We start from the raw sequence: 14,155 nt of genomic DNA, 5'->3' as shown, positions 1-14,155 counted from the left end.
ATCAGTGAATTTCACAGGATTTTGAGTGGTTTTCGTTTATTTTTGTTTTCGGCACACTTGGTGCGGGCAACACGGTGGGTGTGGTGAAAATATAAAAATTCAAAAGCCGCCAAAAGCCGAAGAAATTTTATTCCGCTTATTGAAACTCAAGCGAGCGCAGAGAGCGCCACCTGGAAGATGCGAAGCAAAAGCCGTCCTGCAAGGACAGCGAAGCAAAAAAAGAAGTGGCCTCTAAGGTAAAACCTTAGAGGCTTTGTCAAAAAACTTTTGGCAAAACATTGTCTTAATACCGTGCTCGCGCACGTCGCTTTGCAGCCCGCGGTCAGAGGTAACTACAACAACTCTTTCGCCCCGGTTATATAAATAGTACGCTTGCTCATATATAAGGTTATCGGCTGTTTCGCTTTCGGCAAAAGTTACTTTTAAAGCGCGGCGCGCGGTTGCGCCAACAGGCCTGTAGGAACCGTCAAATATTACCCTAAAAAAAGAATCATAATAAATTTCTGTATCAGAAAGTTCTTCCAACCAATTTAAAAATTCTTTTGTAACGGCTTCTTCATTGGCTGGTTCTGCATTAAGGCAGCTGCGTACAAAGTTATGTCCGTCTATAATATAAATAATCGCTTTTCTACTAATATACATATTAAAAATGATACAATATTATCCCTGTACGTTGTTGTACCCGGGTTTAACGGGGGTGACAAGTTTCGACAGGTGTAAGTAGCTTACAGTTGCAGGTACTGGTTGGCCAGGCCAGTTAAAACAGGGCTAAAAAAAATAATCGGCAATCAACCGACATTCGAATACGCACACGCGTAATCACCATATCCTTGTTAAGCCCGCGTAGCGGGGAATATGGTCAACACAGCGGGATGCTGCATATAGGGCGAGTTTCGTCCTTATCTGCCTAAGATCAACGAAACAAACAAAACTCCGGCGGTTACGGGCCATGGGTTTTGTTAACAACCGTAACTAAACCTGTAGTAGCTGTAACTTAATTATGCTTGGACGGGGGTGCGAATCCCCCCACCTCCACTTTTGGCTTCGGTGTTTGGCGGCTTTTTTGTTTTTCCTTATGCTCGGATACCATACGCGCTGCGCGCGTTACGCTGTAAGTATACCTCGCAACAGAAAAACAAAAAATCCACTCAAACCCCTTTGCCAAACCGCATGCCTTGCTGGCCAAAAGCCCCGCCGTTTTATTTCCCCGTACAGATATTTTTTTAAAGTTAGGCAAGTTAAATACTTGCAAAATAATATTTATTTGTTTATCATGATGTTTTGGCACAGGAGAGAGTTTATGGCAGACATTAAATTTGGTACAGACGGCTGGAGAGGCGTAATAGCCTGGGATTTTACTTTTGAAAACGTGCGCCGCATGGCACAAGCTATAGCTGATTATGTTAACGAAAACGCCCCTACGCTTGACGACGGCAGGTCAACAGTGGTTGTAGGTTATGACCGCAGGTTTTTATCAGACAAATTTGCCGCCGATATCGCCGCTATTTTACGTTCCAACAAAGTTGACGTTACATTACTTTCAGAACCCGTGTCCACACCTGTAATAAGCTGCCTGAGCATGATGAAATTTTGGATGGGCATCATGGTAACCGCCAGCCATAACAAGCCGGAATGGAACGGCGTTAAAATAAAAATTGACGGCGGCAGCGCCAGCGCCAGGGTAACCAAAGAAATTGAACAGTATATAGACGAGTCTTCCATACTTTACCTACACGGCCAAAAAGCGCCGCAAAAAAGCATGACGGATGTTTACTTTAAATATTTAAAATCTAAAACAAATGTAAAGAAAATAGAAACCATAAAAGGCGCCATAGTGGTGGACTATATGTACGGCAGTTCCGCCGGGTTCTTCTCTGAAGTTTTGCCTAAAAACAAAGTAATTGCAATAAGAGACGAGCATGATCCGTCTTTTAAGGGTATACAGCCCGAGCCTGTAGAGGCCAACCTGCATTTACTGCAGGAAACCGTGGTTAAAAACAAAGCGGTACTTGGCGTAGCGTTTGACGGCGACGGCGACAGAGTTACAATTATTGACGAAAAGGGCGTCTATCTTACGCCGGAACATTTGTCTGCCGTACTGCTTGATAATTTGCTTAAAACAAAAAAACTTAAAGGCAGCGTAGTACAAACATTTTCTATGGGATATATGCTTAAACGCATAGCGCGTGAAAACAATATGCCGTTTGAAGAAGTAAACATAGGCTTTAAACACGTGGCTGAAAAAATGGCCCTTGAAGACGTGGCCTTTGGCGTGGAAGAATCCGGCGGGTACGCGTGGAAAGGCAATGTGCCTGACCGTGACGGCCTTTTGGTAGCCATGGCGTTTTTAGAAATTATGGCATCCACAGGTAAAAAAGCAAGCGAGCTTGTGGCAGATGTTGAAAAGAAGTACGGCGCCAGCGCTTACCTGCGTAACGATTACCACCTTGCAAAACCGGTGGAAAAGTCTTATCTTACAGATAAGCTTAAAAAGAAGCTGCCCAAGAAAATTCTTAATTTTAAAGTGGCAGATATTTACACACAAGACGGCCTGAAAATAATTTTTGAGGGTGACGAATGGTTATTAATCCGCCCCTCCGGCACGGAACCCGTGCTTAGAGTATACGGCGAAACGGCGGATAAAAAAACCACAAAGGCGCTGCTGGACCTGGGGTATAAACTGGCGCTGCCTTTTATGAAAGGGAGGGAATAATGAAAATAGCTGTTCTAGATGATTCCAACATACTGCGTACAGCCATAAGAAACACGCTGGAATCTTTTGATTATGAAGTTACGTTTGACGCTTCGACCTCGGCAGAGTTATTTGAGCACCTTAAAAAAAACAGTGTGGACGTTATACTTTTGGACATATTTTTTCCTAATGAAAACGGGCTGGATACGCTGCGCACATTAAAGCAGTTTCACCCGGATATTAAAGTTATCATCATTACCGGTATGAACCAAAAGACAATAACTCAAGAAGCGCAAAAACTTGGCGCGGACGACATAATCTACAAACCGTTCGGTACCGAAGACTTAACTATGGCGCTTGAAAAACTACGTTCTTAAACAAAACAAAAGGCCCCGCGAAAATTCGCGGGGCCTTTTTTATAATATTTTTAAACTGCGCCTTTTTGTTTTAAAAGCTCAACCACATCCATAAGTCCGCTTTGCTCGGCCAGCATAAGGGCGGAAACGCCATCTTTATTTTTAATGTTAATATCAGCACCCGGGAATGAGGCTAAAATATTTATAAGCTCTCTGTTGCCGCCGCGCACCGCTATCCACAACGCGCTGGCGCCCGTGCCGCTGTAAACGGCGTTAACATCGGCCCCCTCAGATAAAAGTTCTTTTACTTCTTCGACATTTCCTTGCACAACAGCGTTCATCAGCGGTGTTGTTTGAAAAAATGTATTTGGCGCGGCCTGTGCTTGTTCTTCAGCGGCCGCCATAGTTTATGCAGTCTCAAAAACAGGCACCGCAAAATCTTTAGCTACTACTATCGTCCCGCCGAAAAAATCATGTAATGCGGGTCTGGTATCGGCGAAAAAACAGGTTAACGCCCCCCATGGCATAGCTATGCCTTTAACCAAAGCTCGTATAAAAGACATGTACGCGTCAGGTTTAGTGCCGTCCGGGTTTATAATTTTAATACCCACAATCCTTTTGCCCGGGCTCCTGCCCATAAGATAATCAAAAATAAAGAACATAAAACCGTTAATACAGCCACCCACTATATAGCCGCCCCATCCCGGAATTGAAAAGGAAGTCTTCATGCGGGATATCAAGCTAATCATTACCGCCATAATAATACAAGCCGCTATTATATTGTCAATAAGATACGCAAGCATTCTTTTTCCAAACATAATTGTCTCCTTATTATTAGACTTTCATTATTCTAAATTCTATTAGAACTGCCGCCGCACATAGCACAACTATCCCCCAGCCGGCCACAACCGGGCTGAGCACGCCGTTTTCACCGGCGGTTACGGCCATTGTCATAACCCACCAGAATGTGAACGACATTACCATAGCCGCAATCATGTTAACAATCTTGCCTTTCTTGCGTACCGTTATGGCAAACGGCATGCCAAGCAGGCACATAAGCACCGTCATAAAAGGCATGGCTATTTTATTATGTAAATTTGTAGTTTCTTTGTAGGATACAAGGCCGCTGCGTTTTAAAAAATCTATTTTTTTAAGCAGTTGTTTTATGCTGTATGTTTTTTCTTCGGTGCTGCCCACGCTTATGTCTTCGGGCGCTATTTTAAGCGGTGAGAGAAGTTTTTCAAAAGGCGTTTCTTTTAACTCTATGCCGTTGGCAAAAGTGCGTTCAACGCCGTTATAAAAATACCAGTTATCCACGTTGCCGTCCCACACCATGCTTTTGGCGACAACCTGGCGTTCTATTTCCCAGGCGGAATTATATTTTTCAAAACTGACGTCTGTTATTACTATGGAATTGCTTTGTATTTTGCCGGCAAACAACATTTCGCTGTCGCCTATGCGCAGCGTAACATCCTGCTCAATGCCGGGCTTAAAATCTTTTTCGCCTTTCAGCCTTTTGTGGTAAACTTCCTCTGCCCGCTGGTTAACTTTTGGGAAAACAAATTCCTGCAGCCAGCTATTAACGGCAACTACCAAAAGTACGCACGCTATTATAGGCATAAACAACTGCCTCGGGCGGTAGCCGCTGGCCAGGCAGGCCGTCCACTCGCCGCCGGCAACTAAGTCTGATATTACAAATAACGCCGCCAGCAAACACGCCACAGGTATCAGCATGCCAAGCCAGCCGGGTAAATTTAAAAGACAATATTTTAATATCAGCCTGAACGAGGCATAACCATTGGTTATGATTTTAACGTTCTCAAAAAAATCGCCCAATAAAACTAAAATACAAAACATGGCCATAGCAAAAAAGAACGGCATCCAAAACTTGCCAGCAATATAGCGGTAAATTATTTTTACGTTCATCGTTTAAGCCTTGTCTTCCATAAATATCTTGATACTCCAAGCCCGGTAACTATGGGTAGCAGCGGCGCGATATAGGCCACTATCTCATATTTTTTACCCAAGCTTATGCCGCCCATAAGCAGCATATAAAATGAGAGTACTATAATTATACTCCACAGCATACCCCAGGCCTTATTTGTTTTTTTGCCAAGGCCAAACACCAGCGGGCAGCTTAAAAGTAAAAGCACTATAGGCGACATTGCCATAACCTGACGCATTGCAACCTCTGTTTTATACTCCGCTCTTGTTGTGGGCTCCAGTTCGCTTTTGTTTATTTGCGCTAGTATTTGCGGGGTGGTAAACTCGCCCACTTTTAACCTTCTGTTATGCTGTTTTACCAACGGGAACACCACTCTATAGTTTTTAAAATTGGCCGCTATTATCTGTTCGGGCTTATCGGGCGATACTCTTTGCATTTGTCCGTCTTCAAGTTTTAAAGAAAGGTATTCCGAACCTAAATGCACGTTACCCTTTAAAGCGTTAATTTTGGTAGTTACAGAGTCTTTAGCCTCTTTACTTACCAGGTACACCATGGACATGGTGTTAGTTTTTTCGTCCAGCGCTTCTGTGTACAGGCTCCAGTCGCCTATTTCCATAAATGTTTTGGGTTCTAAAATTATTTTGCCTATGCGGCCGCGCACATTACTGCGTTCGTCCAAAAACGCTTTTGTGTTTTTAGGCGTAATCCAATTGGTAAAAGAAAAAATTATTACGCATAAAAGTATGGCAAAACCAAACAGCGGGCGCACAATCTCGCCAAAAGAAAACCCCGCGGCGCGAAGCGCAATAATTTCGCCGTTTTCACTCATAGCGCCAAGGCTTAACAAAATACCCAGCTGAAACGCCATAGGCGCGCACAGTGAAAACACGTCCGGCACTAATTTGAGCATGGTTTTAAACACCCATGTCATATCCGCCCCATAATACATAGCCAGGTTAAACAACTTTATAAAGTGCATCATAAAAAATATAAACACCAGTACAAAAAGCGCCCCGCCAAAAAATGTAAGCAGGTTTGTTATTGTATATCTGGATATTATATTTACACGCATTTTTATATTTTAGCTTTTTTAACCGCTGTATGGATAGTTTTTAGCCTGTTTTTACTCACTAAAAATGGTTACAAGACAAAAATCCCCATTTCTCTATATGATTTTATATTATATAAATTAGGACATTTGTCAAAAAATGAAAAGAATTATCAGCCTGGTACTTAGTATGGGACTTGTGCTACAGTCATTGCCCGCATTTGCGGACAATGATTTTGGCTTGTCTATTTTAGAGGAAAACGACTATAAAATTTTAGCCATTCCCGAAGATGACTACCCCGCACAGCCCGAGAAACTCAGCGACGCGCAACTGATGGAATATTCCGAACAGTTCTGGCGCGACGCCGTGCGTGCTATTGACGGAGATAATCCTTTAGACAAAGACGTCCCCCCGTCCATAACCAGCTTACGCCCGTCACTGGCTTTGCCGCTTTATGGCACCAGCATTTCTCTTACCGGCAAGCAGACGTTCGGCCTTAAGATGGACAGCAAAAGATATAAAGAAGACAACGGCACGGAAAAAAAATCATACAACGATACCAGCTTTGAACAGCAAATGCAGATAAAAATGCAAGGTAAAATAGTAGACAGAATTTTTGTTGATATCGACTATGACAACCAAGACAGCGAACGCCAGGACATATCTGTCGCGTACCGCGGCAAAGAGGGCGAGCTGGTGCAAAGCGCGGAGTTTGGCGACGTGCAGCTCTCGCTGCCCACCACAGAATTTATTTCTTTTAATAAGCAGCTTTTCGGCGCCAAAATGCACTTGCAGCACAAAAAGGCCAACCTGCGCCTTATAGGCAGCAAAACAAAAGGTACCAGCAAAAACAAAACATTCCAGGGCAGCAGTGTATTTGAAACCGTAACAATCCGTGATATTGACTATATCCGCCGTAAATATTATTACGTTAACAATATGCTTGACTCGTCGGACCCTAATTACAACTTTTTCCGCTACCAAATAACAAAAAATACCGAATATATTTATATTGACGACGGCAAATCATCTAACCAATACAGTTATGAAACACTGCCCTATGCCGACTTTGCCGACCCGCACAACGTAAAAACAGACCGAAAATTCCGCCTGCTTAACCGCGGCACAGACTATACGGTTGATTATTCTTCCAACACAATTTCTTTTAAATCTTCTTTGGCGGAGAGTGACACCGTTGTAATAGACTACACCAACTCAATAGGCCAGCAGTTAAGCCTGCAGGATATTCCCGGCGCGCAGCCTATTTACAAAACGCTTAAAAAAGAGGGTGATAAGGTGGTATCCGGCGTAAACGGCGTGGAAACCGAAGTCAAAACCATGTACGACATTGGCCGCCAGCAAATTACCCGTGACGACGGCAACGGTAACTTCACTCTAGTTTTGCAGGACGCTAACGGCAACAATATAAGCAAGCAGGAATCACAAATATACCCCACTACAATAGGCGTGGATTTTGAAAGAGGCACATTCCAGCTTATTAACCGTTTAACGGAACAAAGCGTTTATAATAGTACCCCCACCTCAACACGTAACTTAAGCTTCCGCCTGGAACTTAACTCTAAAATTAAATCTTACTTTGTTGAGGCTGACATGGTTGTACAGTCTGAAACAGTTAAAGTAAACGGCATGACGCTTAAAAGAAACGACGACTACTACATTGACTACTCCTCAGGCTTTTTAACTTTTTATAAAGAAGGCACGGTAACGGAAAGTTCCACCATAGACATTACTTATGATACTGTCGGCGGCGAAAGTTCCGACGTTACCCTGCTTGGCGCCAGGTTTGACTATGATTTTACCGATGACATAGGCGTTGGCGCCACAGTACTGCAGGAGGGCGGCACAGAACCTAACCGGGCGCCCAACATTAACGCGCTCTCACAAAACCTTACCGTATATGAGGCCGACGTTAAAGCCAACAATATTTCCGTAACCGATGACTTTAAAGTCTCCGCCTCCGGCGAAGTAGCAAGAAGTGTAAGAGAAAAAAATATGTTCGGCTACGCGATTATCGAGAACTTTGAGGATAGCAAACAATTGGTGGCAGGCAGCATGGCGTTTCGCGATTGGCTTATAGCGTCCAACCCGCTGGCGGGCCCCTCATACTGGGGCTCTATACGCTGGGACACGCAGGAACTGCACGCATTGGAAATTAACCCTAACTCCGCCAGCACAGGGTCAGACAAACAAAATGTTTTAGTTATTGATTATGACTTTACCAAATCGTCCGAAACGTCTATAGTTTTCCCGCTCAGCCAAACAGGCGTGGATCTTTCGGAAAAAAATATGTTTGAGCTTACCGCTTTAGGCGCCGCCGGCGGGCCTGATATCAACGTACACTTTGGCAACATAGACGAAATTTCCGACAACAGCAACGGTGACTCTACCATAACCTGCAGCCCCTACAGCCCTGTGCCCAAAACAGAAGACAGATATTGCAGAGGCACGGTATCGGCCGAGGAAGACCGCGGCTGGATATTTGTTGACCCCGACGGCACGCAGCACCGTTATGACCCTTTTTCCAATAATGAGTTTAATAAAGAGTCCCAACCCAACGGCCGCGTGGACACGCAGGATTTAGACGGAAACGGCCGCATTGACCATGGCGACACAGGCATAGGCGGCAGTTTTGGTTACACAACATTTAACACACGCGCCATCCCCGACATGACCAACGGCTACACGCTTGATAACACTTCATGGAAAACATATACAATGCCGCTAGATATCCCGGTGTCGGACAAGGCTATGTGGACATCCGTTAAACACTTAAGACTCACTTTAAAAAAACCCGCCTCAGGCCCGCTTAAAGGCCGCATTAAAATTGCCAACGTGGGCGTGTCTGGCAGCGCGTGGACGCCAAACAGCGACACCGCGCAAATCACTCCTATCAACAAAACCGACAATACAGATTACGTGCCTATATTTGACGACCACACCGGCGACGGCCGCCGCGTATTTAGCGACTTGTACGGCTCTTTAGACGAACTGCGCTCTGAAAGCAGAGACAAAAACATTTTTGAACAAGCTTTAAATTTTAAATATGACACTATTGTTGATAATGAGATTTACGCTAACAGAAACTTTAGCTCTATGGACTTTACCACCCACAAGCAGCTGCGCTTCTTGCTATACCCAAAAAGTACGGACACTGAAAGCTCTTTCTTTATGCGCCTTGGCACAGACCAAAACTACCAACAGGTTGAGGTGCCGCTTGACACTCTTATCCCCAACCAGTGGAACCTGATTAAACTGAAGCTTAAAGACAGCAACGGCGACAGTATTAACGATGTTTTAGAGCCCATAACCGCCGGAGTAACAGTGACTGAAGTGTTTGACTCCATCAGCCCCGCAAGCGTAAACTACCAAAAGATAAGTAAAATTGTGGCCGGTATCAGACGCACGGGTTCTTCAGGCGCTGTGGGCGAAATTTGGTTTAACGAGCTGCACATGTCAGAATCAAGCGTGGCGGAAGGCACGGCTTACCGCGGCGACGTTAAAATGCAGCTTAATGGCTGGGGCGAAGCCGGCGCGACATACAAAAATGTTGATGACAAATTTGAAACCCCCGTAAGCGTGGCCACAAACCAGAAAAATGAAACAATGGATTATTACCTTAATTTAACCAGAATAAATTATCTGCCCATTAAGGCCACATACAAAGAAAGCACCGTGGAGACAGTAAGTTTGTTAGACACAGTAAACACAAACACTATCCGCACATTAGACCAAGGTGTTGTTAATAAGAAAAACGGTTCTATCCGCGCGGATTTCCAAAAACCGAACCTGCCGCAAGTTACTATGGAATACTCTTTTGACAAAACAGATTATGAGTTGGCCGAACGTAAAGACGACAGGCAAACTTACTCCGCAAACGTTAAGCACAACCGGCCGGCAGGAAACTTTTTTAGAGATGTACAGGCGGGCTACGCGCTGTCAAATAATGATATATCTTACAGCGGCCGCGTGCTAAATTCATCAGACTTATACTATGACACACAGGAACAAACCAGGCGTTTAAACGCCAAGCTAAGTATGGAGCCGTGGCAAGGCTCCACAATAACGCCAACCTACAGTTTAACCACGGTTAAAGAGGACCGCAGCGGCGGCTCTTACGATTCTATCAGCTACCCAAAAGGCATGCAGCAACAGGCGGGCATTACGGCAAACCTGAGAATAACCAAATGGCTTGTGCCGGCGCTCAGTTATAACGTAAACACAACCGAAACAAACAATTTGTCACAGACACAGCTTACCGCAAACGGCGTTACCGAGACATTTGAAATAGGCTCTATCAAAAACATTAACCGCAGCGCCGACGGCGGCATAGCGCTTACATTAAACATGCGCGACATCTTGCCCAAAAATAAACTGCTCAGCACTATGGTGCTGTCCAACTCTTATAAATTACAGGACGCGGACTCTTATGTAAACGTGGAAGATTCTTATGACTCCAAAGGTTCTTTATGGATAAGAAAAAGCCTTGACGCCAGCAACCCATACTCCTACAGGCGCAACATGACTTTAAGAGATACACTGACATCTTCGCAAAGATGGTCCCCGTTTAAAGAATACTCTATGCAGGGCAGGCTGGCGCCGTTAAAAACAATGTCTATTATTAACAATTTTACGCAAACCTTCCAAACCAGCGAGGAGACGGGGACAGAGTCCAAATCCAACTCTATCACTTTACCGGACGCTGTTATAACTATAAGCGAAATGGAAAAGTTTTACAGCGGCACATTCTGGCTGACATCAGTAAACATGAAGGTACGATACTCGCAAATTAACAGCGAGATTATAGACACCAGCGATAAAAAAGAAGTTAACTACGGCGTAGAGCTGCGCTTTATGCTGGCCAAAATTTTTGACACCGCGCTTATATATTCACATAAAAACAGCAATAACATAGACCTTTACACCAACGAATCTTTTGAAAAAAATACTTATGACGAATATTCCGCGCAGACATCATTTTACATAAAACGCTTTAGAATAACGCCAAAGGTTATATATGTGGAAAGCAGAAAAACACAAAGGCAGGGCATTGTTTCCGAGGAATATACAGAACTCAACCCCAGCATCAACTGCCGTTTAGACTTTAGTATGCCCGGCGGCATATGGCTGCCGTTTGTTAACCGTAACTACGCTACCACAAACCGTATTATCTGGAACACAAATCTTGGCTATACTAAACGCCGTTCTGACGTAGTGGTACTAGAAAATAAAGACTACTATGACCTTAACACAAGCTTGGATTACGAGTTTTCCAAAAACCTGCGCGTAACGGTAAGCGGCGGCGTACAGCTTATGGACCATCTTTATATAGAATCTGAAAGTTATGTGGGCTATAACTTGGGCACAATGGTTACGCTGCAATTTTAATATGAAAAATTTTATTATAAAAGTAAAAAATCATATTCTAAATATTCTCTTGCCAAAAACCTGCCACCACTGCGGGCGTGACCTGGGCGCGGACACTGTTTTGCCTTTATGTGAAGACTGCCTGAAGCGTATTAAAACGCCGGGGCCGCTGATATGCCGGCGCTGCGGCATAACTTTGCCTTCCGGCGGGGCAACCTGCCATAACTGCCGCGGCGTAAAAGAGAAAAAGTATAAATGTTCTATTATCCGCTCCGGCTTTGTTTTCACGCCGGAGGTTAAAAGCATAATCCATAATTTTAAATATAATGAGCACACCTACCTTGGCAAATTTCTTACCGCCGCCATACTGCTGACTTTTGACGAAACTAAAGAATTTGAAAATGTGGACATTATCGTCCCCGTGCCATTACATAAATTAAAACAGAGAATACGCGGCTACAACCAAAGCGCTCTTATTGCCGCGCGTCTGGCTAAAAACAAAAATATTATTTATGATGAAAAGCTGCTTAAGAGAGTTAAGTTTACCAAGTCACAGGCCAAGCTTGGCAGAAAAGACAGAGAGAAAAACACCCTTGAAGCCTTTGCCTGCACAAGAGAAGTAAAAGGCAAAATAGTTTTGGTTATAGATGACGTGGCAACTACAGGTTTCACACTTGAGCAGTGCGCCATAGCGTTAAAGAAAGCGGGCGCAAAAAAAGTCTACGCCCTAACCGCCGCCAGAGAAGAATAAAATAATAAAACTAGTGCCGTTTATGTTTTTATTAATGCCGTTAAAAGGGGCCCCGAAGATTTGAGATTAGTTTGCGTTTTTATTTTTTGGGCACACTTGCGCGAGGAGCCCAAAGGGCGGACGGGGTGTGGTCAAAAAATAAAAACGCAAAATAACTCAAAGATTTGGGGATAAAAAAGCCCGCCGAAATCGGCGGGCTTTTTTTATTTAAGATCTTCTGTGCAGTTGGGGCATTTGATTGCGCGTTTGTCTATCTTGGTAAAGCAATACGGACATTCTTTTGTGGTATCGGGCGCGGGGGCGTCTTCATGTTTAAATTTATTAATAAATTTAATAAGCAAAAATATTGCAAACGCCATTATTATAAAACTGATAATGGTATTTAAAAATATACCATAGTTAACAGTAACCGCGCCGGCCGCCTGCGCCGAGGTAAGTGAAGCGTACGGCCCTGCAACCGTGGCGCCGTCTTTAAGTGTGACAAACAGGTTAGAAAAATCTACTCTGCCAAGTAAAAAACCCAACGGCGGCATTAAAATATCCGACACTAAAGAGTTAACAATTTTGCCAAAGGCCGCGCCTATAATAATACCCACTGCCATGTCTAAAACATTGCCTCTCATGGCGAATGTTTTAAATTCATTACCCATACTTTTAATTGCTTTAAACATTTAATTTCTCCCTTTTATGTGGTATGATACCAGTATACATTTTTAAGGTGAAATTATGAATACCCAAGAACTTAACGAACACAAAAAATTTTTACAAATGGCCATAGATTTGGCCAAGAAAAACATGCTTGCCGGCAAAGGCGGCCCCTTTGGCGCCGTTATAGTAAAAGACGGCAAAGTACTGGCGGAGGGGTTTAACCAGGTAACATCATCTAACGACCCTACCTGCCACGCCGAAGTGGACGCTATTAGAAAAGCGTGCGCCCAGCTGAACAACTTTGAACTGGACGGCTGCACTATATACTCATCATGCGAGCCCTGCCCCATGTGCCTGGGCGCCATATATTGGGCGCGCCCCAAAGCGCTTTACTTTGCGGCGGATAAACATATAGCGGCCAAGCACGGCTTTGACGATAAATTTATTTATGACGAAATAGCCTTACCGTATGAAAAGCGCACCATAAAAACAGTTGTTATAAATATGGAAAACGCCGAAGAACCTTTTAACCTGTGGGACAATAAAGAAAGCAAAATAGAATATTAAATTATAGTGTAAAAAATACCCCGTGAAAATCACGGGGTGCTTTTTATTTTTTAAATTTTTCAATTAGCGCTTTGTGCACCTCGGGCGGTACGCAGCCGGGCAGCTGCCCGCCGGCGCCGTATGCCTCGCGCACTACGCTGGATGTTAAAAATGTGTAGTTGCTACTCGGCATAAGAAACACTGTTTCTATGCCGGGGTCCATCATATTATTAATGGTGGCCAGCTGGAATTCGTACTCCATATCAGTCGCCGCGCGCAGGCCGCGCAACACAACATTACACTGTTTCTTTTTAAGATAATCCACCATCAGCCCGTCGTAACTTTCAACAGAAATACCTTTAAGGTGCGCGGTGGATTTTTTAATAAGCTCCACACGCTCCTGCGTGCTAAAAAGCGGCGCTTTTTTATTATTAACAAGCACGGCTATAATAACCTCGTCAAAAATATCCAAAGCGCGCGCGGCTAAATCCACGTGCCCGTTTGTAATAGGGTCAAAAGTTCCCGGGTAGATTGCAAATTTCTTATTCATGTATATTATGATATCATAATCTTAGGGTCCTAGCATGCACTGCACCCACAGTGCATTTGCCTAAAACAAGCAAATGCTAGGCCCGACGAAGAGAAGACCCTTACCGGGTCTCGATGAGGAGAACGACGCAGTTGCTTGTTTTAGGCAAACCCTGCGGGCTTTCTTCTTTTTTGAAAATTTTTATTTTTTTATTCCTTACATACCTTTTGGTATGCTCGTCATAAAGAAAATTA

General features: G+C 44.0%; 12 protein-coding genes and 1 other RNA gene. 6 read left to right on the top strand and 7 right to left on the bottom strand.

What is annotated here, in order from left to right; genetic code table 11:
• Positions 1-231: 231 nt before the first annotated feature.
• Positions 232-642, bottom strand: a complete 411-nt coding sequence (locus AAIR98_RS02015; RefSeq protein ID WP_423970580.1) for an NYN domain-containing protein — start codon at positions 640-642, stop codon at positions 232-234.
• Between the two features lie 51 nt (positions 643-693).
• Between AAIR98_RS02015 and ssrA the strand changes: the two genes are divergently transcribed.
• The 3 genes from ssrA (at position 694) to AAIR98_RS02000 (ending at position 3,069) form a co-directional block, all read left to right on the top strand.
• Positions 694-1,038: a transfer-messenger RNA gene (gene ssrA / locus AAIR98_RS02010) on the top strand.
• 262 nt (positions 1,039-1,300) lie between these two features.
• The gene (locus AAIR98_RS02005) at positions 1,301-2,713 is read left to right on the top strand and encodes a phosphoglucomutase/phosphomannomutase family protein (protein WP_423970579.1); all 1,413 of its coding nucleotides are present in this window, start codon (positions 1,301-1,303) and stop codon (positions 2,711-2,713) included.
• Complete coding sequence (locus AAIR98_RS02000; protein WP_423970578.1) at positions 2,713-3,069, top strand: response regulator; 357 nt, start codon at positions 2,713-2,715, stop codon at positions 3,067-3,069. Before AAIR98_RS02005 ends, AAIR98_RS02000 begins: the two co-directional genes overlap by 1 nt.
• Before the next feature lie 50 nt (positions 3,070-3,119).
• Here AAIR98_RS02000 and AAIR98_RS01995 read toward each other — a convergent pair whose 3' ends face one another.
• The 4 genes from AAIR98_RS01995 to AAIR98_RS01980 are packed head-to-tail and all read right to left on the bottom strand — an operon-like array spanning position 3,120 to position 6,065.
• On the bottom strand, positions 3,120-3,452 hold the full coding sequence (locus AAIR98_RS01995) for an ankyrin repeat domain-containing protein (RefSeq protein ID WP_423970577.1): 333 nt from the start codon (positions 3,450-3,452) through the stop codon (positions 3,120-3,122).
• A gap of 3 nt (positions 3,453-3,455) precedes the next feature.
• A complete protein-coding gene (locus tag AAIR98_RS01990; protein ID WP_423970576.1) occupies positions 3,456-3,866 on the bottom strand; it encodes an RDD family protein in 411 nt (136 codons plus the stop codon).
• Between the two features lie 16 nt (positions 3,867-3,882).
• Positions 3,883-4,974 carry an LptF/LptG family permease gene (locus AAIR98_RS01985; RefSeq protein WP_423970575.1) on the bottom strand — a complete coding sequence of 364 codons (1,092 nt, stop codon included), beginning with the start codon at positions 4,972-4,974 and terminating at the stop codon, positions 3,883-3,885.
• A complete protein-coding gene (locus tag AAIR98_RS01980; RefSeq protein WP_423970574.1) occupies positions 4,971-6,065 on the bottom strand; it encodes an LptF/LptG family permease in 1,095 nt (364 codons plus the stop codon). Before AAIR98_RS01980 ends, AAIR98_RS01985 begins: the two co-directional genes overlap by 4 nt.
• A gap of 136 nt (positions 6,066-6,201) precedes the next feature.
• On the opposite strand from AAIR98_RS01980, the gene AAIR98_RS01975 reads away from it, so the two are divergent.
• Complete coding sequence (locus AAIR98_RS01975) at positions 6,202-11,448, top strand: hypothetical protein (protein ID WP_423970573.1); 5,247 nt, start codon at positions 6,202-6,204, stop codon at positions 11,446-11,448.
• Between the two features lies 1 nt (position 11,449).
• Positions 11,450-12,178 (top strand): ComF family protein, encoded by a 729-nt coding sequence (locus AAIR98_RS01970; protein ID WP_423970572.1) that lies wholly within the window; start codon positions 11,450-11,452, stop codon positions 12,176-12,178.
• A gap of 203 nt (positions 12,179-12,381) precedes the next feature.
• Here the strand turns inward: AAIR98_RS01970 and mscL are convergent, their stop codons facing one another.
• Positions 12,382-12,828: a large-conductance mechanosensitive channel protein MscL gene (gene mscL, locus AAIR98_RS01965; protein ID WP_423972030.1), complete on the bottom strand. Its 447-nt coding sequence runs from the start codon at positions 12,826-12,828 to the stop codon at positions 12,382-12,384.
• 76 nt (positions 12,829-12,904) lie between these two features.
• Here mscL and AAIR98_RS01960 point away from each other — a divergent pair, with 76 nt between their 5' ends.
• Positions 12,905-13,393, top strand: coding sequence for a nucleoside deaminase (locus tag AAIR98_RS01960; protein WP_423970571.1), 489 nt, complete (start codon positions 12,905-12,907; stop codon positions 13,391-13,393).
• Positions 13,394-13,436: 43 nt separating this feature from the next.
• Here AAIR98_RS01960 and coaD read toward each other — a convergent pair whose 3' ends face one another.
• Positions 13,437-13,922 carry a pantetheine-phosphate adenylyltransferase gene (coaD, locus tag AAIR98_RS01955; protein ID WP_423970570.1) on the bottom strand — a complete coding sequence of 162 codons (486 nt, stop codon included), beginning with the start codon at positions 13,920-13,922 and terminating at the stop codon, positions 13,437-13,439.
• Positions 13,923-14,155 lie beyond the last annotated feature (233 nt).

It is taken from the genome of Elusimicrobium simillimum (assembly GCF_049639735.1).
GTDB classification, from domain to species: Bacteria; Elusimicrobiota; Elusimicrobia; order Elusimicrobiales; family Elusimicrobiaceae; genus Elusimicrobium; species Elusimicrobium simillimum.
This window is presented reverse-complemented; position numbering and strand designations above follow the sequence as displayed.

What these genes read in the sequence shown, in the direction of transcription:
- AAIR98_RS02015 (WP_423970580.1), bottom strand. Translation starts at nt 642, where the DNA reads ATGTATATTAGTAGAAAAGCGATTATTTATATTATAGACGGACATAAC.
- AAIR98_RS02005 (WP_423970579.1), top strand. Translation starts at nt 1,301, where the DNA reads ATGGCAGACATTAAATTTGGTACAGACGGCTGGAGAGGCGTAATAGCC.
- AAIR98_RS02000 (WP_423970578.1), top strand. Translation starts at nt 2,713, where the DNA reads ATGAAAATAGCTGTTCTAGATGATTCCAACATACTGCGTACAGCCATA.
- AAIR98_RS01995 (WP_423970577.1), bottom strand. Translation starts at nt 3,452, where the DNA reads ATGGCGGCCGCTGAAGAACAAGCACAGGCCGCGCCAAATACATTTTTT.
- AAIR98_RS01990 (WP_423970576.1), bottom strand. Translation starts at nt 3,866, where the DNA reads ATGTTTGGAAAAAGAATGCTTGCGTATCTTATTGACAATATAATAGCG.
- AAIR98_RS01985 (WP_423970575.1), bottom strand. Translation starts at nt 4,974, where the DNA reads ATGAACGTAAAAATAATTTACCGCTATATTGCTGGCAAGTTTTGGATG.
- AAIR98_RS01980 (WP_423970574.1), bottom strand. Translation starts at nt 6,065, where the DNA reads ATGCGTGTAAATATAATATCCAGATATACAATAACAAACCTGCTTACA.
- AAIR98_RS01975 (WP_423970573.1), top strand. Translation starts at nt 6,202, where the DNA reads ATGAAAAGAATTATCAGCCTGGTACTTAGTATGGGACTTGTGCTACAG.
- AAIR98_RS01970 (WP_423970572.1), top strand. Translation starts at nt 11,450, where the DNA reads ATGAAAAATTTTATTATAAAAGTAAAAAATCATATTCTAAATATTCTC.
- mscL (WP_423972030.1), bottom strand. Translation starts at nt 12,828, where the DNA reads ATGGGTAATGAATTTAAAACATTCGCCATGAGAGGCAATGTTTTAGAC.
- AAIR98_RS01960 (WP_423970571.1), top strand. Translation starts at nt 12,905, where the DNA reads ATGAATACCCAAGAACTTAACGAACACAAAAAATTTTTACAAATGGCC.
- coaD (WP_423970570.1), bottom strand. Translation starts at nt 13,922, where the DNA reads ATGAATAAGAAATTTGCAATCTACCCGGGAACTTTTGACCCTATTACA.